Here is a 22,468-nt window from a genome sequence, read left to right on the forward strand (position 1 = left end):
ACGTTTGCGCACATTTTGCGCACAATCGGGTGAAACCGCTGCTGATCGGTGACCCTACTTCGCGGTCGCCTCGAGTTCGTCGAAGTCGTCGACGCCTGCCGCTGCCGCTTCGGCACGGCGTGCGCGCACCGACGGTGCGACCAGCGCGGCGAGGATACCGAGTACTCCGACGCCTGCCGAGACCCAGAAGCCGATTGTGAAGGCGTCGTCGGTCGGGGCACCTTGCGGCGAGACGTTCGAGGAGATGATGGCGGCGATGACGGCCGTGCCGATGCTGCTACCGACGGTTCGGATGACGGTGTTGGCGCTGATCGCCTCACCGGTCTGCGTTGCGGGAACGCTTTCGACAATCGCATTGGAGGTCGCGGCGAGTGCGAAGCCGATACCGATACCGGTGAGTACGCCCGACAGGATGATCTGCCAGTCGTCGGAGTGGCCGAGCGCCGGGATGAGGAAGGCGACGGTGACCGAGATGCCACCGAGGATCATCGGGATCTTCGGACCGACGCGGCGGATCAGGATACCGGCGACGACACCGGAGATAACCATCGCGACCACGGTGGGAAGCAGGTAGAGACCCGCTTCGCTGACGCTCTTGCCGAACCCGTAGCCAAGGACGGTCGGAAGCTGCAGCAGGGTCGGGACGAGAATGAAGGTGCCGAACATCGCGAAACCGAATGCGAGCGCGACGACGTGGGCGGTCCAGACGCCGCGGTGCTTGAAGAGTCGGACGTCGATCAGCGGGTTCTTCACGCGCAGTTCCACGAAGACGAACGCGATGAGCGCGACGGCACCCAGCACGAGCAAGCCGACGGTCTTGCCGTCGCCCCAGCCCCACTTCTCCCCTTCGCTGATCGCAAGCAGAACGGCAACGAGACCGACCGAGAGAATTGCGGTGCCGACTACATCGAGACGACCGGGCGTGCGCACCGGGGATTCCGGGATGCCGAAGATGGCGCCGAGCAAGGCGATCGCGACGAGCACCGCGGGAAGCCAGAACAGCCAGTGCCACGACAGGGCTTCGACGATCGGGCCTGCGGCGACGATGCCGACGCCGGCGCCGATGCCGAAGATGGCGGACAGCAGACCGATGGTGACGCTGACGCGTTCGCGCGGCAGTTCGTCACGCACGATACCGATCGACAGGGGCATCACGGCACCGGCGGCACCCTGCAGGACGCGCGCGATAATCAGGACGCCGAGGTTGGGTGCGAGGGCCGCGAGCACGGTGCCGACCAGCAGCAGCACGAGCACGACGATGATGATCTTGCGTTTGCCGACCATGTCACCGAGGCGACCGAGGATCGGGGTCAGCACTGCAGCCGAGAGCAGGTATGCGGTCAGCACCCAGCTCGCATCGGCCGTCGCGACACCCAGATCTTTTCCGATCGTGCCCAGTGCCGGTGCCACAAGCGACTGCAGCACCGCGAACGACAGACCGCCGAGCGAGAGGAACAGGATGATCGCGGTGCTGTTCGGACGTTTGGCGCCATGACCAGCCTGGGCCGGTATCGAGCCGGTGGCGGGACTCTGGGCGGTGGCGGACATTGACTCTCCTCGCGATGTAAGCAGTTGCTGACTTGACGAGTATTCCTTAACGTATGACAAGTGTCAACCGTTGTTTACTTACAGGGCGACGGTTACAGTGGCGTGTGGGAAGTGGAGACATGAGCAGTGTGGCGAAGGAGTCCACCGGAGTACTCGCAGAGTCGGCGCTGTGCGCAGACGACGAGTTGGTCCGGTCAGGGCGGGACGCCGCCGCGACCCAGCGGGCACTGGTCAGGGCGGCGCGCCGCAGATTTGCCACGTCGGGATATCGGGCCACGACCGTGCGGCAGATCGCAGCCGACGCGGGCGTGAACGTCGCCTTGATCAACCGCTATTTCACGTCCAAGGAGGGTCTCTTCGAGGCGTGCGTGCAGCGCACCTCCGACGAACTCGACACGCAGACGTCGCCCCGCGCATCCGATCTCGATGACGTGATCGAACGCCTCGTCGCCCGCGTCGTGAACGCACCCGACGGCGACGACCCGCTCCAACTTCTCTTGCTGGTGCGTTCCTCCGGTGACGAGAATGCGGACCGCATCCGTCGCAGGACCTTGGAGCACTTCGCGGAGAGGCTCGCTGCGGCTGCCGGCTGGAACCCCGACGACGCCGCGGCTGCCCCGATTCTCCTCCGCGCCCAGATCGCCATCGCGACGATGCAAGGCATCGTCATGCTCCGCGCGTCCACCTCGATGCAGCCGATCGCCTCCGCCGGTGCAGACGAGCTCGCCGATCCCCTCGGTGAGATCTTCCGCAGCCTGTTGGCGGGACCGGACAACTAGCGAGGCGTCCCACCCTGCTGCGGTTCTCCGCCACCGCGAACGCTGACCGCTTGTGGCAGACGGCTACTGCGATGGCAGAGCTGTAAGCGGCCGCCACCCTACGGATGGAGCACTACTTTGACGCAGCCGTCCTCCTTGTCGCGGAAGAGGTCGTACATCGCCGCTGCGTCGGCGAGTGCTGCGTGGTGGGTGACGAGGTCCTCGGTACCCAGGGGGTCGGCCGCGTCCTCGACGAGGGGCAGGATGTCCTCGCGCCAGGATTGCACGTTGCACTGACCCATTCGCAGAGAGATCTGTTTGTCGAACATGTTCATCAAAGGCAGCGGGTCGGCGACGCCGGCGTACACACCGCTGAGCGAGACAGTGCCGCCGCGGCGCACGCTGTCGAGGGCGAGCATCATCGCTGACAGGCGATCCACCCCGACAGTCGTCATCAGCTTCTTCGCTACCGGGTCCGGAAGCAGGCCGACCGCGGACTGGACCAGCGCAGTGCCCGGGTTGCCGTGGGCCTCCATACCGACCGCGTCGACCACCGCATCCGGACCCCGCCCATCCGTCGCCTCGCGTAACCACTCCGCAGCGTCGTCGCTGAGATCGAAGGTGTCGACCCCGTGGCGCTCTGCCATCGCTCTCCGTTCAGGCACGGGATCGACGGCGACCACGCGATGACCGCGTTGTACGGCGATGCGGCTCGCGAACTGACCGACCGGCCCGAGCCCGATGACACCCAGTACGCCGCCTTCTGGCAGATTCGCATATTCGACGCCTTGCCAAGCGGTCGGCAGGATGTCGCTGAGGAAAAGATAGCGTTCGTCCGGGAGCTCCTGACCGACCTTCAACGCGTTGAAGTCGGCCAGCGGTACCCGGAGTCGTTCCGCTTGCCCGCCTGGGACCGACCCGTACAGTTCCGTGTACCCGTAGAGGCTCGCGCCCGTTCCGTGGTCGCGGTTCTGCGTCGTCTCGCACTGCGTCGTAAGCCCCTGCGCGCACATGTAACACTCCCCGCAGGCGATCACGAAGGGGATCACGACGCGGTCGCCGACGCCGATCGTTCGCACGGCCGAGCCGACCTCCTCCACGATTCCCATCGGCTCGTGGCCGAGGACGTCACCGGCGGCGAGGAAGGGGCCGAGCACGTCGTACAGGTGCAGATCGGAGCCGCAGATCGCGGACGATGTGATGCGGATGACGACGTCGGTCGGCTGTTCGATTCGCGGTTCGGCCACGTCCACGACCGCGACCTTCTTCGTTGCCTGCCAAGTCAATGCTTTCATGAACCGCTTTGTACCCTCGGAGCGGAAGCGGCGGAAGGGGGTTCCGCCGGAAGACGGACGATTGGATGATTGGTGATGACGAATGCCCCCGTGGAAAAGGAGCGCACTTGACCAACGCCGACCCGGACGATGGACAAACGCCCGAGGACAAGAGACACGATCAGCTCACCACTGCGCCGAAATCGACCGACGCCGACGCGCGGCCGCGCATCGAGACGACGACGTCAGGTTCTCGTATCCGCATCGACATCCGCGACGACGCGAACGCGCGTCCGGGCGCACCCGACTGAAGACTGTCGCGCGCCAAACTATTCGCTGTTGGCCCCCGGTGCGCGGAGCTCGATGCTGAGCTGGTCGGCGTCCAATGACTTGAGCGCCCAGGTCAGTGCGCCAGACGAGTAGGTTCCCGTCTTCTGCAGTTCTAGAAGTCGGGTGCGTTGAGCCTCGATCATCGTGAGCCGGAAGGCTAGGAACTTCTCCTGATCCGGCGACGGATCCGGTACGTTCTCACCCGCGGAGGCGTCGGCGTCGGCGTTGCGCGCGAAGAGCGCGCGTCGGTCTATGCCGCTCTTCTCGAGGGCCGCTCGAGCTGTCTCGCCGAGCTCTTGTGACAGGCGGTTGCGCTCCTTGATGTCGGCTTGAACACCGGTGAGGCCGAGCCAGCGCGCTAGCGGAGCGAGCGTTCCGCCCTGGATCACAAGCGATGCCGTGGCCACGAAGAAGGCGATGAGAATGAGGAACGAGCGGTGCGGTGTGCCCGTGGGGAGGGTTTGGGCGGCGGCCAGTGTCACGACGCCCCGCATGCCGGCCCAAACGACGATCGTGCCCTCGCGAAACCCGAGCGGCTGGCTCTGCATATAGTCGACGTCAGCGAGGAAGCGCGCCGCGCGTGTGCGAAAGCGCTTGGCCTGGTCCGCATTCCAGCGGAGGATCTGTCGTTCCCTGCCGGAAGCCTCGGCGTCGGAGGTCTCCTCCGTGCCAGTGAGCTGATCGACCCGTGCCTGAAGGGTCTCGACGTCCTTCTTGCGTTCCGCCGAACGCTCCGCGGTGCGTTTGAGGCCGCGCAACAGCGAGCCGACGAACACTGCCCGGACCGCTAGTGTCGCGACGATCGCAAGGAGCGCGAGCACGAGCGCCTGGGGCACCGTTCCCGAACCGGTAAGGTCCCCGAGGATGGCTGAGAGTTCGAGACCCATGATCAGGAAGACGGCGCCTTCGAGTAACAGCTCGATCGTGCGCCAGTTGCGTTCATCTGACAGTCGGTGGGATGGCGAGAGCCATCGAGCGGCGCCGCGTCCGGTCACGAGACCCGCGGTCACCGCAGCGACCAAGCCGGATGCGCCGAGGAACTCCGCCGGAACGGAGGCGATGAAAGGGATCGTGAACGAAAGCGCGGTCGCGACGGCGACATCCGTGATCTTCGCGCGCACGCGCAAGTTGACCCAGCCCACGACGACGCCGATCGCGACGGCGATCGCCACCGAGTACAGGAACTCGCCGAGCACGCTCCAGAACGAGACGGCGGCCGCCGTGGCGGCGATCGCAGTGCGCAGCAGCACCAGCGCGCTGGCGTCGTTGAGGAGGCTCTCGCCTTCGAGAACGGAGACGATGCGCGGTGAGACGCCGAGCCGCTTCACGATCGCGGTGGCGACTGCATCCGTCGGCGAGATGATTGCCCCGAGTGCGAAGGCGACGGGCAGGTCGAGGCCCGGGATGAGCCAGAAGAAGAGGGCGCCGATGACGGCTGTGCTGAGCAGCACCAGGATGACGGACAGGCCGCCGATCGCCCGAAAGTCGCGTCGGAAGTCCATCGTGGGCATCGAGACGGCCGCCGAGTAGAGCAGGGGCGGAAGCACGCCGGCGAGGATCACCTCGGGTTCGATCGGCGGAAGGTCGGGGATGAACGGCACCAAACTCGCGACGATCCCGAGCACCATGAGGATGAGCGGCGAAGCGACGCGCATCCTCGTTGACGCCTGCGAAGCCGCCGCGATCGCGAGAACGGCCAGGACGCACACGATCAGAATCTCCATGGCACGCTCCTTCTGACGGTTCGTTGTCCCAGGGTGGCATCAAGCGCACCGTCTGTCGACGGCGGTGGCCGGCGAGCCGATGCAGATCGGCCAGCCTGAATGGGGTCAGTGCTCCGCGATGACGCGCGTGAGAGTGCGCTCGGTACCGTTCTGTCTCGTCGTGACGTCGACCAGAGCGAGCGTTCGGCCGTGGTAGCGCACGAACGCATCCACTTCGGCCGGCACGTCGTGAACGGTCGGCCTCGGGTAGTGGATGCGAAGCGATCGAACGCGCAGCGCCGGACGGTCCGCCTCGGCGATCGCCGTCTCCGCCACTGTCGCCGCTGCTGCGATGGCCGTTCCACCGTGCACGGCGCCCATGTTGTTGCTCGCGGCCTGGTCGGTCCGCAGCACGTACCGGTCGGCGGGCGAGCCGGGGCGCGCAGGAGCTCGGCGAAGGATGTGTGATGGTCGGGGTTGATGATCGAGTCCCAGTGGAGGTGGGGGTCGCGCAACCCCGAAGGCCGACCCATCGGCCACGCTGCGATGTCCGCACCAGCAGCTTGCCCGTCTCGTCGCGGATCGTCCCCTCGGCGTACGCGCCGTGGCGATCCGCGCTGACGACGGCAGCATCCGCCTGCAGTGTGGAACCGGAACCCGGTAGCTCGGCGACTTCGTCCAGGGTGATCTCGATGCTGACCGACCAGTGCTCGGCGGGTGCGTGAGCGACGAGCGCGTAGCCGAGCGTGTCGTCGGCGAGCACACCGAGCGCCCCGAGAGCGGTGCGCCCGTCCCGGCCGGTGGACCAGGCGCCCAACTGCATCGTGCCGGTCGACCCGGACGGGCTGGAGGTGAGATCCGTGACCCTGAACAGGGCCTCGGGCCCGCCATGGATGGTGCGCATCAGGCGCGGGCCAGGACCAGGGAGACGTTGTGGCCGCCGAAACCGAACGCGTTCACGAGGGCGACGCCCGCGCCCAGATCGCGCGGCTGCCCGGTCACCACGTCGAGCCGGATCTCCGGATCAACGGTAGTCGTGGTCGCAATGTGAGGGATGCGTCCGGCGCGCAGCGCTTGAGCGGCAACGAGCGCTCCGAGGGAGCCGGCCGCGCCGAGCAGATGGCCGAGCGCCCCCTTGGTCGATGTGACCGGCACGTCAGGGCCGACGATGGACGCGATCGCCCGACCCTCGTTCGCATCGCCGACGGATGTGGACGTCGCGTGCGCGTGAACGAATCCGACCTCCGACGGCGCGACGCCCGCGGAGCGAAGCGCCAACCGCATCGTCCGCTCCTGGTTGACCGGGTCGGCGTTGACGATGTCGAGGGCGTCGGAGGTCAGCGCGGCGCCCAGGACCTCGGCGATCGCGGTCGCGCCGCGCGCGCGTGCGTGCGCCTCGCTTTCCAGCACGACTATGGCGGCGCCCTCGCCGAGGACGAACCCGTCGCGATCGACGTCGAACGGGCGGGACACGGCGGCGGGGTCCTCTTCGCGGCGCGAGAGTGCGCGGGTCTGGGCGAGGGAGTCCAGGGTCAGCCCAGTGATGCACGCTTCCGTTCCTCCGGCGAGGACTATGTCTGCCGTGCCGGCCCGGATCATCTCCCAGCCCATCATGATGGCCTCCGAGCCGGACGCGCAGGCGCTGACGGGCGTCCGTGCGCCTGCCTTCGCCCCGAGCTCGATCGCGAGCCAGGCGGCAGAGCCGTTCGCCATCATCATCGTGACCGTGTGCGGGGAGACCCTGCGGGGGTTGTCCTCCAGCTGAGCCTGCTGTGCGAGCGTCGTGGTCAGACCGCCGATCGCCGACCCGACGGCGATCGCGAAACGCTCGGGGTCCACCGCCGGCGCGCCGGCATCCTGCCAGGCCTCGCGACCGGCGAGCATGGCGAACTGTTCCGCCCGGTCGAGGCGCTTGGTCTGAGGAACGGTGAGGCGCTCGCTGAGGTCGCTCTTCACAACGCCCGCGATGCGGACAGGGATGCGGTCGGCCCACTCTTCCTCGATGCGCGTCACGCCGGAGTGCCCGGCGAGCAGGGCCTCCCAGGTGGAAGGGGCGTCAGCACCCAACGGAGTCACCCCGCCGAGTCCGGTGATCAGCACGCGTCGAGTGGAGTCCATACATCGATCCTCTCACCGGTAACGTGAGAGACATGCATGCGCTGGTCGTCCCCGCCCTCGACGGTCCCGCGGCGGCTCGGATCGCGGAGGTTCCCGAACCCGTCGGGTCGCACGAGCGGGCCCGCGGCCAACGTGTCGTCGTCGAGGTGCACGCGACGGGACTGTCCGTGATCGATGCACTTCAGGCGAACGGGGCGTACCAGTACGGTGCGCCGCCGCCCTATGTGGCCGGCAGCGAGATCGCAGGGGTGGTGGTCGAGGCGGATGCGGGCAGCGGGTTCACTCCGGGCGACCGGGTCGGCAGCATCGTCTTCTGGGGCGGACTCGCCGAGCGCGCGGTCGTCGCGCCGGAGTACACGGTCAAGCTTCCGGACAGCATGGACTTCGAGCACGGCGCGGCCGTGTATCTCAATTGGTCGACCGCCTGGTACGCGTACCACCGGTCGCGGGTGCAGCCGGGGGACACTGTGCTCGTGCACGGCGCTGCCGGCGGCGTCGGAACGGCGCTCCTCGACCTTGCGGCCGTGTTCGGCGTCCGCGCTGTCGCTGTCGTGTCTTCGGATGAGAAAGAGCGTGTCGCCCGCGCGGCGGGAGCGACAGCAGTGCTGAGGTCTGACGGGAACTGGCTCGACGGGGTTCGCGAGCTGACCGGTGGACATGGCGTGGATGCGGTTCTCGATCCCGTGGGCGGCGACCGGTTCACCGATTCATTGCGGGCGCTGCGAATCGGCGGGACCTTGGTCGTCATCGGATTCGCAGGCGGCTCGATCCCGGCCGTGCGCGTCAACCGGCTGCTGCTGCGCAACCTCACCGTGACGGGCGTATCGATGGACACGATGGACGCGGAGCATCCCGGGACTTTAGCGCGTGTGCGGGATGAAGTGGAGAGATTGCTCGCGGAAGGGCGCATCCACCCGCTGGTCGGAGCCGCCTACTCGTTCGAGGATGCTGCAGCGGCCCTCGTCGCGTCGGGCGAGGGCCGCACGGCCGGGAAGATCGTGGTGCGCGTCAGGAGTTGACGGATGTGTTCAGCTCGGCCCTCAGCGTTGCCGCGATCTGGTCTCGCAGCACGTTCTTGCGGATCTTGCCCACGGCGGTCATCGGCAGTTCCTCGACGATTTCGAGGCGCTCGGGCTGCTTCTGCACCGCGACCTTGTGCGCTTGCAGGTACTCGTTCACGTCGACGAGCGTGAGCGGGTCGGCATCGGCCGCGGGCACGACGAAGGCGCACGACTTCTCGCCGAGACGCGCATCCGGCATCGCCACAACCGCGACCGCGCGGATCGCAGGATGGCCCGAGAGCAAGTCCTCGACCTCGCGGCTGGAGATGTTCAGCCCGCCGCGGATGATGATGTCTTTCACCCGCCCGCTGACACGTACGAAGCCTTGGTCGTCCTGGATTCCGAGATCCCCCGACCGCGAGAATCCGTCTGCCGTGTAGAGCGCGGCGGTCTGATCGGGGTCGCGGTAGTACTCGAGCATGTGAGAGGGCCCGTGGTACGCCAGGTCGCCCTCGGTGCCGTTCGGGACGCGCACTCCCTGACGGTCGACGGCGATCACGTCGGCGGAGGGGAGGGCGCGGCCGTCCGAGGTCACAGACCGTTCGGGAGCGTCGTCGGGCCCGCACATCGTCGTCGTCATGTTCTCGCTGCGACCGTAGAGGCTGAGCACCGAGCAGCGAGGGAAGAGCGAGCGTGCTGCTTGCACGATGGCGCCGGGGATGGGCGCGCCGGCACAGACCCAGTACCGCATCGAGCTCACATCGTGGCGCCCCTCCTCGTACGCCTGCATGACGGTGGAGATGAAGGTCGTCGCCGTGTATGTCACCGTGCAGCCGTACTCCGCGATGCGGCGCAGGCCGTCCTCCGGGTCCCAGGCGGGTTGGAAGTGCGTTCCGGCTCCGGCCAGGATCGGCATCAGCAGTCCGGTGACGAGTCCTGTCGAGTGAGACACCGGCGACGGGTTGAAGAAGACATCGGAGTCGTCGATGCCGAGTCGCGCGATCATGGCTTTCGCCGAGGCGTGGATCGTGTTGAACGTGTGCAGGCAGCCCTTCGGCCGCGACGTGGTACCGGAGGTGTAGACGATGAGGCAGGGTTCGTCGGCATCAGCGGGTGCGCCGAGCGCCGCATCCAGTTCTGCGAGATCGCCCTCGGCGTAGAACGCCTCAAGGTCGGACTCGCTGTCGCCGCCGGGACGGTCGCCGCGAACGATCAGGCTGTGTCGCAGCCCGGGCGTAGCGGCACGCACCTCCCGGTACATCTCGCGGTAGTCGAACTTGTGGAAGAACTCGGGACTGATCGACACGACAGCGCCGGAATGACCCACCATGTAGTTGACCTCGTCGAACCGGAAGATCGGCATGATCGGAACGAGCACAGCCCCCAACCGCGAGATCGCGACGACCGCGACCGCGAATTCCGCCCAGTTCGGCAGCTGTACCGCAACGCGGTCCCCGCGCTCGACGCCGAGCCCGCGCAGGCCGGTCGCCAGACGGACGGCGCGGTCGTACAGTTCGCCGTAGGTGAACGAGGTGTCTCCGTCGCTCACGAACACCTGGTCGGTTCGCTCCCCGGCCTGACGCTGGACGATCTGGGCGAGCACTTCGTGCTGCCAGTCTCCGTCTGCGTAGTAGCGGGCGATGTCGTGGGCGGTGTGCGGTCCCAGCTGGTCTGTGGTCGAAACGGCCATGGCTTCCTCTCGTATCGAGACAACGAAACGGAAGATGGTCGGGCTGGCATACGCGTCCATGCGGACCAAGTCCGGCACGTCTTCGGTGAATGTAACGTTAGCAGCGACCCAGAGGCCGCTTCGAAGGGAGACGCTCGCGCATGTCTCAGCCGTACCGTCACGACTTGCTCACCGGCCATCGGATCGTGGTGACGGGTGCGGGCGGCGGTCTCGGCGGTGAGATCTCCCGCACGCTCGCCGAGTTGGGTGCGGTGGTGCACCTGTGGGGACGACGGGAAGCGTCGCTCGCCGAGGTGAACGAGAGCCTCGAGTCGATCCGCCCCGGCAGCAGCGTCGCGCAGAGTGTCGACGTCCGTGATGCCGACGCCGTGGAAGCGGCCTTCGACGCCGCCGAGGAACTCGGACCCGTGACGGGGGTGGTGAATGGCGCCGCGGCGAACTTCGTCGCGCCGACCGCGGGGCTCAGTCCGCGTGCGTACCGCGCGGTCGTCTCGACCGTCATGGACGGCTCGTACAACACCACGCACGCTGCTGGAACGCGGTGGATCGCCGCCGGACGTCCGGGAGCGGTGGTGTCGCTACTGACCTCGTGGGTGTGGACCGGGTCTGCGTACGTCGTCCCGTCGGCCATGGCCAAGGCGGCGGTGCACGCCATGACACTGTCGCTGGCAGCGGAGTGGGCGCAGTATGGGATCCGGCTCAATGCGATCGCGCCCGGTCCCGTGCACACGGACTTCGCCTGGCAGATGCTCGACCCTGGACGAGACGATGTGGTGGCCGCGACCGATCCGCGCGGCGTTCCGTTGGGGCGGCTCGGCACACCGCAGGAGGTCGCCAATCTCGTGGCCTTCCTGCTGTCCGACGCGTGCGACTATCTCACCGGTGAGACGATCGCGATGGATGGCGCCCAGCGGCTTGCCGGTCCGGCGACCTTCGCGCCGCTCGCCGAACTCCGTGACGAGGACTGGATGCGCATCCGGGAGCGGGCACGAGCGGCCAGCGAGGCGAATCGGCCGCGTAGCTGAGGGCTAAGCACGCTCAGCCCAGCGTCGGGCGACGTCGAGGAACTCGGTGACGTGGGTCGGATCGGCGTAGAAGGCATCGCCGACGCCGGCGTCGAACCGACGGCGGTTGTACTCCCACAACACGGCGAGTTTCCACTCAGCGAGAACGACATACCAGGCGAGGTCGCCCACGGTGCGGCCGGACGCTTCCTCGTACCAGTCGACGAGCTCGAGCCGTGTCGGAAAGTCGCCGCGCGAGGATGCGGCTCCGAGCCGTTCGATCGCAGTTGCCGGCTCCCGCCCGGGCTCGGCCCAGGATGCGACAAGGTAGCCGACATCGACGAGCGGATCCGCGACGGCAGCGAGCTCCCAGTCCAGTACGGCGGCGATACGCGACGGGTTTGAGGCGTCGAGGATCACGTTGCCGAGACGGAAGTCGTTGTGGACGAGCGCGGCACCGCTTTCCGTCGGTGCGTGCGCGACGAGCCAGGCGTCGACGTCGGCGAATTCCGCTGGCGGCTCACCGTCGAGGGCGATGAGCCTGGCCAGGCGTGCGCGGTGACGGATGTTGGAACCGTCGGGGTTGCCGCGGAGGCCCGCGCTCACCCAGTCCACGGCATGCAAACCGGCCAGAGCGGCCGTCAGATTGCGGCCGAGGCGTGCGCGTTCGATGCCGTCGGGCGCGCGATCGGTCACGATCGGGCCCGGCACGTACCTCATCACGAAGAATGGAACGTCGAACACCTCGTCGGTCTCGCCCTGGGCGAGCACATCGGGAACGGGGATGCCCGAGCCGGCCAGAGACCTCAGGATGCTCGCCTCCCTGAGCACATCGTTCGCGCCCGGCGGCGTGGGCGGAGGAGGAGGTCGACGCACGACGACGGTGCGCTCGCCGTCGCTGACGAGATAGGTCAGGTTGGAGTGCCCGTCTCCCGCGAGGCGCGCGGTCACCGGTGCCGCAGCGAGCAGGCCGCGCTGCTCCAGCCACCGAGCCAGCCGGCGCAGGGTCGCCGGTGTCATGCCGTCAGGTGGCGGAGGTACTCGATGGGCCACTCGCACTCCAGCTGCCCGGCACCCTCCACCCCGTCGATGCGCGCGAGGCAGGCAGCCTCGCGCACTTCGCTGCCGCTTCGTTCGTCGGGCAACCGCAGGACTCCGAAAGACTCCATCTCGATGCGGGTGCGGCGGCCGGTCACGTCGACGACCGTCGCGTCAAGCGAACGCTGGTCGTACTGATCGTCGAAACGCACTCGGTGCTCGATCCGGTCCACGGCGGTCACGGTCTCGCCGTCGGCGACGTACCCTGCGAAGCCCCACGTTCCCGCAGCGATCCAGATCCAGCCGTTCACACTCCGGTCCCCGGCGTACGCGACGAACCAGGTCCAGTGCTGCGGCATCCGCCAGTCGCGCCGGCCCCACGAGTGGTCGCGATGGCCGATGGTGTCGAGCCGCAGTTCGCGGCCGTCGACGCGCAGGGAGCCGGTGAGGCGTCCGGTCTGTTCGAAGCGGTCGACGGCGAACCACTCTGGCAGGCCTCCGGGCGAGTCGCGGTAGCTGTATGCCGCGTGCCGCCCGGTGAACTCGGCGTGCAACTGCACTCGATCCGTCTCGGCGTCGATGGTCACCGCCCGGAGCGGGTCGCCATGCCGCACCCGGATACCGCCCGCGGCGAGGTCGTCGAGGTCGGCGCCCTCCGGCAGCTCGGCCGAGCCCACCTGCTGGACCGGCTCACCGATTCCGTCACCCCAGACGGCGAGGTTCCAGCCGGCGCGTCGGCCGCCGATCGGAAGGTAGAGCTGCACACCGAGCCGCTCCTCCGGCAGTGCAGCCTGCCAGAACAGGCTGTCGCGTGTACGAAGACCCGGCGCGGCCAGGTGTCGCCGGTCGTCCGCCGGGGAGAGCGCCATCAGCGAACCGTCCGCGACAGCATGGCGGCCTCGTACGACGCGATCTCCTCGTCCACGAGGATGGACCGCTTCGCCATGCCGTCTTCGCGGTCCGCTGCCAGTGTGCGCGCGAGTTCCAGCGTCCGCTCCTGGAGCAGTGCCGCATCCACCACGGTGTTCACTAGCCCGATGCGCATCGCTTCGGTCGCATCCACGCTCCGGCCGGTGAAGCTGAGTTCGGCTGCGATGCCCGGCCCGACCAGTCGGGACAGCATCCACGATGTTCCGAGCTCTCCTACCGAGAAGCCGACCCGCGCGAACGCGGCACTGAACGTCGCATCGGCTGACGCGATGCGCACATCGGCGGCGAGGGCGAGCGACAGTCCACCGCCGGCCGCAGCGCCGTTCACCGCTGCCAGCACCGGGAACGGAAGTCGGTGGATGGCAGCGATGGCTCCGCTCGCGCGGTCTTCGAGATCGAGGAACTCGGGCACGCTCAGCGCACGCAGCGCGGGCAGAAGTGCGAGATCGAAACCGGCACAGAACACACGGCCTGCCCCGGTGAGGATGAGCGCGCGCGTTCCGTCTTGCCGCACGGTGTCGGCGGCGGCACGCAACTCCCGGAAAACTCCGTCGTCCATCGCGTTGCCGCGACCATCGAGGGTGAGAACCGAGACGCCGTCGCCGGTCGACTGCAGCCGGACGTCGGTCATCGGTTCTGGAACTCGGCTGGGCGCTTCTCGAGGAACGCCTGCAGCGCCTCGCCCATGTCGTCGGTGCGGGTCAGCAGGGTTTGGCCGCGGTTCTCGAGTTCCAGCGCCGCGGAGTACGAGGCGATCTCGAGGTTGGCCTGCAATGCACGTTTCGACAGCCGCACCCCGGCAGGTGAGTTGCGAGCGATCTGACGAGCGAGGTCCACTGCGGCTGCCAGAAGATCACCTTGCTCGACGACTCGATTCAGCAGCCTCAGGCGGTACGCATCTTGCGCGTCGAGCGACCCCCTGTGAAGGCCAGTTCGGCTGCAGCCGCAGGTCCGATGATCCGGGGAGCAACCAGGATGCCCCCAGGTCGCCGATCGACAAGCCGATGCGAGTGAACGCCGCGGTGAAGCTCGCTTGCGGCGCGCCCAGTCGGATATCTGCGGCCAACGCCAGGGATAACCCGCCGCCCGCCGCGGGACCGTTCACTGCCGCGATCACAGGCACGCGGAGGTCGCGGATCGCCACGAGGGCGCGCATGGCGAGTTCCTGACGATCGAGCATCGCGGTTGCGCTCAGAGTAGGGAGTTCTTTCGCCTCTTCGAGGTCGTAGCCTGCACAGAAGCCGCGCCCGGCGCCGGTCAGGATGACAACACGGATGTCGGCGGTATCGGTGATGTCGGCCGCGACCCGCTGCAGCTCGCCGAACATCTCGGCCGTGATCGCGTTGAGTCTCTCGGGCCGGTTGAGGGTCACGACGAGCACACCCGCTTCAGGCATTGCCGTTGAGAGCGTGGCGTATTGACCGATCACAGCAGTACTTCCGCGCCGACCCCGTTCGGCAACTCGACGACCTGCGCGGCGTAGCAGAGGCCCGCGCCGAAACCGAACTGCAGCGCCAGTTGTCCGCCGCGCGCTGCGCCCTCGCGCAGAAGCCGCTCCGTGGCCAGCGGGACGGAGGCGCCGGATGTGTTGCCCGTCTCCACGATGTCGCGCGCCACGACCACGTCATCTCTCAGCCCGATGCGGTCGACGAGGCTCTCGATGATCCGAAGGTTCGCCTGGTGGGGGATGAAGACGTCGATATCGGAGGGAGTGAGCCCCGCCTCCTCGATGGCACGCGACGCGAACTGCGGCACGACCGAAGTCGCCCAGCGGAACACGGACGGCCCTTCCTGTCTGGCCGTCGGCCACTCGATGTGCTCGTCGGGACCGGCGTAGCGGTAATCCAGCCATGAGTGCGTCATGGTGATGGCGTCGGCGTGCGTGCCGTCCGAGCCCCAGATCGTGGGCCCGATCCCGGGGGTGTCGCTGGGACCGATCACTGCGGCGCCGGCGCCGTCACCGATGATGAACGAGATGGTGCGGTCGGTCGGGTCGGCGTAGTCGGAGAGCTTCTCGGCACCGATGACGAGCACGTGGCGGGCGAGGCCGGAGCGGATCATCGCGTCCGCTTGGCCGACGCCGTAGCAGTAGCCGGCGCATCCCGCATTCACGTCGTACGCGGCTGCGCTCGGTGAGACGCCCAGCCGTGCGGCCACGATGGGTGCCATGCCCGGTGTCGGGTTCATCCACGAGACGGTGGAGACGATGACCACGTCGATCTGGGACGGCTCTATACCCGCCGCAGCGATCGCTTCGCGCCCGGCCGCCTCGGCCATGTCCTCGACGAGCACCTCGCGCGGAGCACGTGCGCGGGTCTCGATGCCGGTCCTCCGGCGGATCCACTCGTCGGAACTGTCGATAGGTCCAGCGAGCTCATCGTTGGTGATGCGCTCGGGCCCTCGGGCCCCCGCGACGCCGAGGAGTCGGGAGTAAGCAGTGGAGCGTGCACTGCGCAGATTTGATGACACGTGTCCTCCTCCGCATTCGATCGTACCCGTCGGGGGCGGTGGGTTCTGAAACGCGCTGAGAAGAGCACCCGACGGCTAGGGTTGGGGGCGTGCAGCCGGAACCCGTGACCGCGGAGCGCCGCCGTGACGTGGTGAGCTGGATCGGAGCCGCGGTCGCCCTCATCGGCGTGTTCATCTGCGGATGGGCGCTCCTGACCGGCTGGGGTGCGATCGTCCACGGCCACCCCGCCTATGCGATCTGGCTGGGCGTCACACTGCTGGTGTCGCTCGCCGCATTCTGGCTGACGCTCACCCCGCGGCGGCGGCGTGGTGGTTGGCGCCGGGTCGGTCGGGTCGCGCTCATCGTCGGCGCTTCCGGATGGCTGGCGCTCACCGCATGGTTGCGTCCGTACACCGCGGTCGAGCCCGCGCTAGCCGCGATGCACTCGGATTCCGCGGTGACCGTGACCGAAACCCCCACCGAGATCGTCATGCACCCGCGGAAGGCAGCCGATGGGACGGGTCTGCTCTTCCAGCCGGGCGCGCTCGTCGATCCGCGAGCGTACGCGGCCGTCCTGCGACCTGTGTCTGAGGCGGGCCATACCGTCGTCATCGCGAAGCAGCCCCTCGGCATCGCCTTTCTCGCGACCGGAGCTCTGGAGTCCGCTCGCTCGGGGCATCCTGAGGTCAAGGAGTGGGTCGTCGGCGGTCACTCGCTCGGCGGCACGGTGGCAGCGATGGAGGCCGACGCGGGCAAGGCCGGCGATTCGGCACCGGTGGCGGGCCTGCTGCTCTACGCGTCGTATCCGGCGAGCGACATCAGCTCCTCGCTGAAGACGCCGGTCGAGTCGATCTCAGGAAGCAGGGACGGCCTGGCGACGCCCGACAAGATCCAGGCATCCCGGTCGGACCTCCCTGGTGACACGGTCTTCACCGTGATCCAGGGCGGCGTGCACTCGCAGTTCGGCGACTACGGACCCCAGTCAGGCGACAACACTCCCACCATCAGCCACGACGACGCGCGAAAGCAGATCAGCTCAGCCTCGGTCGACTTCTTCACGACTCTCGCTCGCTGAACCGCCTAGCCAAAGCGATACGAGTGGGCTACCCCGCGACGGCGGTCTTCAGGACGCCGGCGATGCGCTTCTTGTCGGCGTCATTCATGCTGGTGAGGGCGTAACCGACCGGCCACACATTGCCGTCATCGAGTGTCGCCGCCTGCTGGAACTCGATCGTCGCGTAGCGGATCTTGAACTTCGAACCCGGCTTGAAGGCGACGACGACCTTGCCGGCCGCGTCGGCGTAGGCGGGCATCCCGTACCAGGTCTTTGCCGCCAGCGACGTGTTCTCTTTCACCAGCTGGTGGAAGGCCTCGGCCATCTCCTTATCGGCGCCGGTCATCGCGGCGATCGCCTCGTCGCATGCGGCAGCAGCATCGGCGCCTTCCTGCGCGGCCTTCTTCTCTGCGACAGCGGCCTTGATCGCCGCCTTCTCTTCCTTGCTGAACGTCTCGGCCATGAGGCCCCCCTTTGTCTGGATGTCTGGATGGATGTGGGTCTGTTTCAGGACTGAGATCAATCTATGGTCCTGACCATCAGGCCTGCTTCTCCGATCCTGCTCTGTTCGATTTCGCGTTGTCAGAATCGCTCGGTCACTCGCCGGCGACCCGTTCGAGCAGGTGTCCGTCGCGCACCGCCTGCACCGAGAGCACCCGATACCCCTGCTCCTCGAAGTAGACGGTGAGGCGATCCTCCTCCGCCTTGATCACGACGCCGGCGCCCCACTTGGCGTGCCGGACCTGCGCATCCACCGGGTAGGCGTCCTCGACCGCGACGTCGTGCCGGGCCGCCCATTCGTAGGCGCTTCCGGATTCGCACGTGTCGCAGTGACCACACGGCTCAGGAAGCGTCTCGCCGAAATAGCCGAGCAGGAACTGCCGCCGACACGAGGACGTCTCCGCGTACTGCTGCATCATGTGCGCTCGCGAGGCTTCGACGCGCTGTCGTGCGTCCGCCTGCTCGACGGCGGCCGATGCGGCTCCGGATGCGCTCATCCGGCGGGCGTGCAGCGCATCCTCGTGCACGGTCAGCGCTCCGGCGTCATCGAGCAGGCCCACCAGCCGGGCGACGGTTCGCGGGCTCAGTTCGATTCGCGCGGCGAGCGCATCCCGAGAGACCCCTGGCTCATCGCGCACAGCGAGGAACACGCGCTCGAGTTCCTCGACGTCGGGTTCGCCACCGGAGAAGAACTTGGTCAGTGCGAAGTCTTCCGGACGGTAGTGCAGCGTGATGCTCGCCGGCTCCCCGTCGCGACCCGCTCGGCCTATCTCCTGGTAGTAGCTGTCGAGCGAGTCGGTGACAGAAGCGTGCACCACGAACCGCACATCCCGCTTGTCGATCCCCATGCCGAACGCACTCGTCGCCGTCACCACTTCTGCTTCTTCGTCGAGGAACCGTCGGTAGACGGCCTCGCGCTCGGCCTTGGGCAGGCCCGCGTGGTAAGCGGCCGAGTGCATCCCCTCGGCTTCGAAGGCCTGCGCGTAAGCCTCGGCATCGTGACGGGTCGAGGTGTACACGAGTCCGGGATGCGGCAGCCCTCTCACCTGGTCGATCACCGCCGTGCGCTTCTCGGCGTCGGACTCGTGCCGGCGCACCGCCAGGTGCAGGTTCGGCCGATCGAACCCGTGGGAGAACAGCTGTGGCTCGACGAGCCCGAGACGCTCGACGATCTCTTCGCGAACGGGCGGTGCCCCGGTTGCCGTCGCTGCGAGGGTCGGCGGATGCCCGAGTTCGGCGATCACGTCGCCCAGCACCAGGTAGTCGGGGCGGAAGTCGTGGCCCCACGCCGACACGCAATGCGCCTCATCCACGGCGAAGAGGCCGACTTTCAGCGCGGCCAGACGGTCGCGCACCGCGGCGTTGGCGAGCTGCTCGGGAGAGAGGAAGACGTAGCGGGCGCTGCCGTCGGCCAGGGCATCCCAGGCCGCCGAGACAGCGCGTTCGCCTTTCGTCGAATTGACGGCCACGGCCGCGGGCACACCCTCTGCTTCGGACAGCGCGCGCACCTGATCCTCCTGCAGCGAGATGAGCGGCGACACCACGACGGTCACGCCATCGACGATCGCGCCCGGCACCTGGTACAGCGAGGACTTGCCGTAACCGGTGGGCATGACCGCCAGAACGTCCCCGCCCGCGAGCAGTACCTGCATCGCTTCGCCGAGGCCCGGACGCAGTGAGGGCCATCCGAAGGACTCGGCTGCTAGGTTCCGGATGCGCTGAGCGATGCTGTCGCTGCTGCGCTCGTTGTCGGTGCTGCGGTCGGCGCTTCGAGACATGGCACCACCGTAGGAGGCCGGCCGGCGCACGCCAAGTCGCGCGGTCGGGCATCCGGAAACCGACTACCGGATGAGAGGCTCGAGAAGGTCGACGATCACCGGCACACTGGTCGTATCCGCGCCCCGGTAAGGTATCTCCAGTTCGGTGACTTCGACCCCCAGCACGTTGTGCGATGCCAACATGGCGATGAGATCGGCCGCTTGCTCCAGCGTGTAGCCACCGGCAATGCTGTAGTCGGTGGGCACGATCCCCGGATCCAAGGCATCGCAGGCGAAATGGACGAATACCGACCTGCCGCCGATGGCGTCGACGAGATCTGTGAGGGGCTGACCGGGCTGGTGAACGTGCGCGACCAGTCCGGACTCGATGAGCAGATGCTCGACCGGCTCAACATCGCGGGTGCCGCAGAACACGATGTGCGAGAGCGGCAGACCGTCGCCGAGCGGCGTCTTCCACAACCCCGAGGCGGCGGAAAGGACCATACCGCCGAGATAGCCGGTCCTTGTCGTGGACGGCGTGTTCAGGGAGGTGTCCGCGCCTATCCACACCATGACGGCGCCCGGATGGCGGCGTGCGAGAACGGGCAGGGTTGCGAGCGCAACGGTGTTCCGTCCGGCGATGACGACAGGCCGGGTTCCAGCCGACCAGGATTCGTCCACTACTGCTGCGAGCGCGCGGAGTTCGGGTTCTCCATCGGAGAGCTCGTGCGCCCATCCGTGGTTCGTGGCAGGCCGACGATTCCCGATCAGAACCGGCTCGGTGTCGAGTCGGCGAGAGATCTCCGCGCCCACAAGCGGCGCCGCGGCCATTGCCCGATCATTGTGATCGCCGACCTTGCCGGCGAAGACGATGATCGACGGTCGCATTGTGCTCCTTGCTGACAGCGGCGTAAGTGAGCGCCGGTCAGATACTAGTGTGCCTGACCGGTGCGTTGCGGGCGTCCACCGCTGCAGTTGGAGCGCATTACTCCTTATCGATCAACTCCAGCAGGTTCTTGGCCGCTTTCGCGATGTCGTCGTGGTCGTTCTGAGCGGCGCGGCTCTCGAGTGAGATCACTCCGCACCGGTGCACTTTCGAGAAGTCGCCGAACGGAAAGCTGTATCGGCCCTTGGTGTCTTCGCCCATCTCGGTATCGACGCCCAGGAACCACTCGCCGTAGTCGCCGTAACCGTGCTTGTCGATGTAGCGGTTCTCGTCGTCGGCGCTCGGCGCATCCTCGCTCCAGGCATCGCGCTGGTCACGGACGACCTTGCCCTGCTCGACCAACCGCCGCGCGTGCGACAGGGCTGTCCGGTTCAGTTTCACACTCATCGTCTCCCGCTCTCCATCGTGGGCTCGGCCTTTCCCGGCCAGGTCGGCGGCGACCGGCCGCGAAGCCGGCCACCGCCGAGGACCGGGCCTGCGGTTTGTCGGCCGCTCCGTTGTCGGCTCGACCCGCCATCCGATCTCGCGACCACCGTGCACCGTGTTCCGGAAACGGTCAATCCCCTTCCGTTTCACCTCACAGCGGGTGAGAGTCGTACCCGAAACCGGGCCGACAGGTGCTCGGCAAGAGAGAAGCGGAGGGTGTTATGGCATTTCCGGAGCAGCAGCAGCAACCGCCGGGATCGACGGAGGCGATGGATCCGCGTCCGGACCACGGCGAGGAGAGCTATCGCGGTTCGGGACGGCTGGCCGGGAAGGTGGCCCTGATCACCGGCGCGGACAGCGGGATCGGCAAGGCCGTGGCGATCGCATACGCACGCGAAGGCGCCGATGTCGCGATCAGCTATCTCGATGAGCACGACGACGCCGAGGACACCGCCCGGTGGGTGCGTGAGGCCGGTCGCAAGGCCCTTCTGCTGCCCGGCGATCTCGCCGACCCCGCTCAGTGCCGAGAGGTGGTCTCTCGCACCGTCGACGAATTCGGGCGGCTGGATGTGCTCGTCAGCAACGCCGCGTACCAGATGAGCCATGAGACGGTCGAGGAGATCTCGGATGAGGAGTGGGACCACACCATCGCGACGAACATCTCAGCGTTCTTCCACCTGGTGAAGGCCTCGTTGCCGCACATGAGTGCGGGGGCGTCGATCATCGGATCGTCCTCGGTGAATTCGGATTCTCCGTCACCGGCTCTGATGCCCTACGCCGCAACGAAAGCCGCGATCGCGAACATGACCGCATCCCTGGCGCAGTTGCTCGGTGATCGCGGAATCCGCGCCAACAGCGTCGCCCCCGGGCCGATCTGGACCCCGCTGATCCCGTCGACGATGCCCGTCGAGAAGGTCAAGGCGTTCGGCGACGACACCCCGCTCGGGCGTGCCGGGCAGCCCGCTGAACTCGCGCCGGCGTATGTGCTGCTCGCTTCCGACGAGGCGAGCTACATGTCGGGCGCGAGGATCGCGGTCACCGGCGGCCGACCCATCCTGTAGTCGTGTTCGAAGGGTTCCGTGTAGACGACCTCGACGTCGGCGAAGCGACACTTCACGTGCGCTGGGCCGGCGAGGGCCCGGCGATCCTGCTCCTGCACGGCCATCCGCGCACAGGTGCGACCTGGCATCGGGTGGCTCCGGGTCTCGTGGCGGCGGGCTTCACGGTCGTCGTTCCGGATCTGCGCGGCTACGGAGCGTCGACCGGACCCGAGCCCACCTCCGATCATCGGCCGCACTCCAAGCGTGCCGTGGCAGGGGACATGGTCGAGTTGATGCGCATCCTGGGGCATGATCGGTTCCACGTCGTCGGCCACGATCGCGGGAGTTACGTCGGCCTGCGGCTCGTGCTCGACCATCCGGAGCTGGTCGAGCGGATCGCACTGCTCGACTGCATTCCGATCGTCGAACATCTCGAGAGGATCACCCCCGAGTTTGCGACGCAATGGTGGCACTGGTTCTTCTTCGCGCAACCATCGACCCCGGAACGCGTTATCGGTGCCGACCCGGACGCCTGGTATCGCGGTGACCCGGAAAAGATGGGTCGCGAGAATTACGAAGAATGGCGACAGGCGACGAGGCGACCGGAGGTGATCCGGGCGATGCTCGAGGACTATCGCGCGGGGTTGACCGTAGACCGGTCGGATGAGCAAGCCGACCGTGCTGCCGGTCGGCGAGTCGATCGGCCGCTGCTCGTGCTCTGGTCCGAGCGAGACGACCTCGAACAGCTGGTCGGGGATCCCGTAGCCATCTGGCGGGATTGGGCGACCGACGTTCGAGGGTACGGAATCGACTCGGGTCATCACATGGCCGAAGAGCGCCCGGACGAACTCGCCTCTGCGCTCCGAGAGTTCTTCGCCTGAGCCTTCGCGGCAGCCTGGCA

The 22,468-nt window shown here is 67.5% G+C and carries 23 protein-coding genes; 7 read left to right on the top strand and 16 right to left on the bottom strand.

The window, feature by feature from the left end:
• Nucleotides 1-54 precede the first annotated feature (54 nt).
• The gene (locus ACQ86A_RS02920; RefSeq protein WP_431279128.1) at nt 55-1,548 is read right to left on the bottom strand and encodes an MFS transporter; all 1,494 of its coding nucleotides are present in this window, start codon (nt 1,546-1,548) and stop codon (nt 55-57) included.
• Nucleotides 1,549-1,667: 119 nt separating this feature from the next.
• On the opposite strand from ACQ86A_RS02920, the gene ACQ86A_RS02925 reads away from it, so the two are divergent.
• Nucleotides 1,668-2,327 (top strand): TetR/AcrR family transcriptional regulator, encoded by a 660-nt coding sequence (locus tag ACQ86A_RS02925; protein ID WP_431279129.1) that lies wholly within the window; start codon nt 1,668-1,670, stop codon nt 2,325-2,327.
• Nucleotides 2,328-2,425: 98 nt separating this feature from the next.
• Here ACQ86A_RS02925 and ACQ86A_RS02930 read toward each other — a convergent pair whose 3' ends face one another.
• Nucleotides 2,426-3,601, bottom strand: a complete 1,176-nt coding sequence (locus ACQ86A_RS02930; RefSeq protein ID WP_431279130.1) for an alcohol dehydrogenase catalytic domain-containing protein — start codon at nt 3,599-3,601, stop codon at nt 2,426-2,428.
• A gap of 107 nt (nt 3,602-3,708) precedes the next feature.
• Here ACQ86A_RS02930 and ACQ86A_RS02935 point away from each other — a divergent pair, with 107 nt between their 5' ends.
• The gene (locus ACQ86A_RS02935; RefSeq protein ID WP_431279131.1) at nt 3,709-3,891 is read left to right on the top strand and encodes a multidrug transporter; all 183 of its coding nucleotides are present in this window, start codon (nt 3,709-3,711) and stop codon (nt 3,889-3,891) included.
• Between the two features lie 18 nt (nt 3,892-3,909).
• On the opposite strand, the gene ACQ86A_RS02940 is transcribed toward ACQ86A_RS02935, so the two are convergent.
• The 3 genes from ACQ86A_RS02940 to ACQ86A_RS02950 all read right to left on the bottom strand — a co-directional run bounded on the left by ACQ86A_RS02940 (nt 3,910) and on the right by ACQ86A_RS02950 (nt 7,731).
• Nucleotides 3,910-5,634, bottom strand: coding sequence for a cation:proton antiporter (locus ACQ86A_RS02940; RefSeq protein ID WP_431279132.1), 1,725 nt, complete (start codon nt 5,632-5,634; stop codon nt 3,910-3,912).
• A gap of 105 nt (nt 5,635-5,739) precedes the next feature.
• Nucleotides 5,740-6,027 (bottom strand): acyl-CoA thioesterase domain-containing protein, encoded by a 288-nt coding sequence (locus ACQ86A_RS02945; protein ID WP_431279133.1) that lies wholly within the window; start codon nt 6,025-6,027, stop codon nt 5,740-5,742.
• Between the two features lie 489 nt (nt 6,028-6,516).
• Nucleotides 6,517-7,731, bottom strand: a complete 1,215-nt coding sequence (locus ACQ86A_RS02950; protein ID WP_431279134.1) for a beta-ketoacyl-[acyl-carrier-protein] synthase family protein — start codon at nt 7,729-7,731, stop codon at nt 6,517-6,519.
• Nucleotides 7,732-7,763: 32 nt separating this feature from the next.
• Between ACQ86A_RS02950 and ACQ86A_RS02955 the strand changes: the two genes are divergently transcribed.
• Complete coding sequence (locus tag ACQ86A_RS02955; protein ID WP_431279135.1) at nt 7,764-8,750, top strand: NADPH:quinone oxidoreductase family protein; 987 nt, start codon at nt 7,764-7,766, stop codon at nt 8,748-8,750.
• Here ACQ86A_RS02955 and ACQ86A_RS02960 read toward each other — a convergent pair.
• A complete protein-coding gene (locus ACQ86A_RS02960) occupies nt 8,740-10,422 on the bottom strand; it encodes an AMP-binding protein (RefSeq protein ID WP_431279136.1) in 1,683 nt (560 codons plus the stop codon). The genes ACQ86A_RS02955 and ACQ86A_RS02960 overlap by 11 nt on opposite strands.
• Before the next feature lie 164 nt (nt 10,423-10,586).
• On the opposite strand from ACQ86A_RS02960, the gene ACQ86A_RS02965 reads away from it, so the two are divergent.
• Entirely contained in the window at nt 10,587-11,447 is an 861-nt protein-coding gene (locus ACQ86A_RS02965) for an SDR family oxidoreductase (RefSeq protein WP_431279137.1), read from the top strand.
• A 3-nt stretch (nt 11,448-11,450) separates the two neighbouring features.
• Here ACQ86A_RS02965 and ACQ86A_RS02970 read toward each other — a convergent pair whose 3' ends face one another.
• From ACQ86A_RS02970 to ACQ86A_RS02995, 6 genes are read right to left on the bottom strand one after another with little or no spacing between them, the layout of a single operon-like run.
• The gene (locus ACQ86A_RS02970; RefSeq protein WP_431279138.1) at nt 11,451-12,446 is read right to left on the bottom strand and encodes a phosphotransferase family protein; all 996 of its coding nucleotides are present in this window, start codon (nt 12,444-12,446) and stop codon (nt 11,451-11,453) included.
• Complete coding sequence (locus ACQ86A_RS02975) at nt 12,443-13,333, bottom strand: DUF7064 domain-containing protein (RefSeq protein WP_431279139.1); 891 nt, start codon at nt 13,331-13,333, stop codon at nt 12,443-12,445. The genes ACQ86A_RS02970 and ACQ86A_RS02975 overlap by 4 nt, the downstream gene beginning before the upstream one ends.
• Complete coding sequence (locus tag ACQ86A_RS02980; RefSeq protein ID WP_431279140.1) at nt 13,333-14,025, bottom strand: enoyl-CoA hydratase/isomerase family protein; 693 nt, start codon at nt 14,023-14,025, stop codon at nt 13,333-13,335. The genes ACQ86A_RS02975 and ACQ86A_RS02980 overlap by 1 nt, the downstream gene beginning before the upstream one ends.
• Nucleotides 14,022-14,282: an enoyl-CoA hydratase/isomerase family protein gene (locus ACQ86A_RS02985; protein ID WP_431280356.1), complete on the bottom strand. Its 261-nt coding sequence runs from the start codon at nt 14,280-14,282 to the stop codon at nt 14,022-14,024. Before ACQ86A_RS02985 ends, ACQ86A_RS02980 begins: the two co-directional genes overlap by 4 nt.
• A complete protein-coding gene (locus tag ACQ86A_RS02990; protein WP_431279141.1) occupies nt 14,248-14,790 on the bottom strand; it encodes an enoyl-CoA hydratase/isomerase family protein in 543 nt (180 codons plus the stop codon). The genes ACQ86A_RS02985 and ACQ86A_RS02990 overlap by 35 nt, the downstream gene beginning before the upstream one ends.
• A 29-nt stretch (nt 14,791-14,819) precedes the next feature.
• A complete protein-coding gene (locus ACQ86A_RS02995; protein WP_431279142.1) occupies nt 14,820-15,863 on the bottom strand; it encodes a beta-ketoacyl-ACP synthase III in 1,044 nt (347 codons plus the stop codon).
• 89 nt (nt 15,864-15,952) lie between these two features.
• On the opposite strand from ACQ86A_RS02995, the gene ACQ86A_RS03000 reads away from it, so the two are divergent.
• On the top strand, nt 15,953-16,918 hold the full coding sequence (locus tag ACQ86A_RS03000) for an alpha/beta hydrolase (protein ID WP_431279143.1): 966 nt from the start codon (nt 15,953-15,955) through the stop codon (nt 16,916-16,918).
• 28 nt (nt 16,919-16,946) lie between these two features.
• Here ACQ86A_RS03000 and ACQ86A_RS03005 read toward each other — a convergent pair whose 3' ends face one another.
• The 4 genes from ACQ86A_RS03005 to ACQ86A_RS03020 form a co-directional block, all read right to left on the bottom strand.
• Entirely contained in the window at nt 16,947-17,360 is a 414-nt protein-coding gene (locus ACQ86A_RS03005; RefSeq protein ID WP_431279144.1) for a hypothetical protein, read from the bottom strand.
• Between the two features lie 133 nt (nt 17,361-17,493).
• Nucleotides 17,494-19,176 (bottom strand): RecQ family ATP-dependent DNA helicase, encoded by a 1,683-nt coding sequence (locus ACQ86A_RS03010; protein WP_431279145.1) that lies wholly within the window; start codon nt 19,174-19,176, stop codon nt 17,494-17,496.
• 63 nt (nt 19,177-19,239) lie between these two features.
• Complete coding sequence (locus tag ACQ86A_RS03015) at nt 19,240-20,043, bottom strand: arginase family protein (RefSeq protein ID WP_431279146.1); 804 nt, start codon at nt 20,041-20,043, stop codon at nt 19,240-19,242.
• 97 nt (nt 20,044-20,140) lie between these two features.
• Entirely contained in the window at nt 20,141-20,488 is a 348-nt protein-coding gene (locus ACQ86A_RS03020; protein ID WP_431279147.1) for a hypothetical protein, read from the bottom strand.
• 260 nt (nt 20,489-20,748) lie between these two features.
• Here ACQ86A_RS03020 and ACQ86A_RS03025 point away from each other — a divergent pair, with 260 nt between their 5' ends.
• A complete protein-coding gene (locus ACQ86A_RS03025) occupies nt 20,749-21,588 on the top strand; it encodes an SDR family oxidoreductase (protein ID WP_431279148.1) in 840 nt (279 codons plus the stop codon).
• A gap of 2 nt (nt 21,589-21,590) precedes the next feature.
• The gene (locus tag ACQ86A_RS03030) at nt 21,591-22,448 is read left to right on the top strand and encodes an alpha/beta fold hydrolase (RefSeq protein WP_431279149.1); all 858 of its coding nucleotides are present in this window, start codon (nt 21,591-21,593) and stop codon (nt 22,446-22,448) included.
• Nucleotides 22,449-22,468 lie beyond the last annotated feature (20 nt).

Origin of the sequence: Leifsonia poae (assembly GCF_050632195.1) — a bacterium.
In the GTDB taxonomy this organism is placed as follows: Bacteria; Actinomycetota; Actinomycetes; order Actinomycetales; family Microbacteriaceae; genus Leifsonia; species Leifsonia poae_C.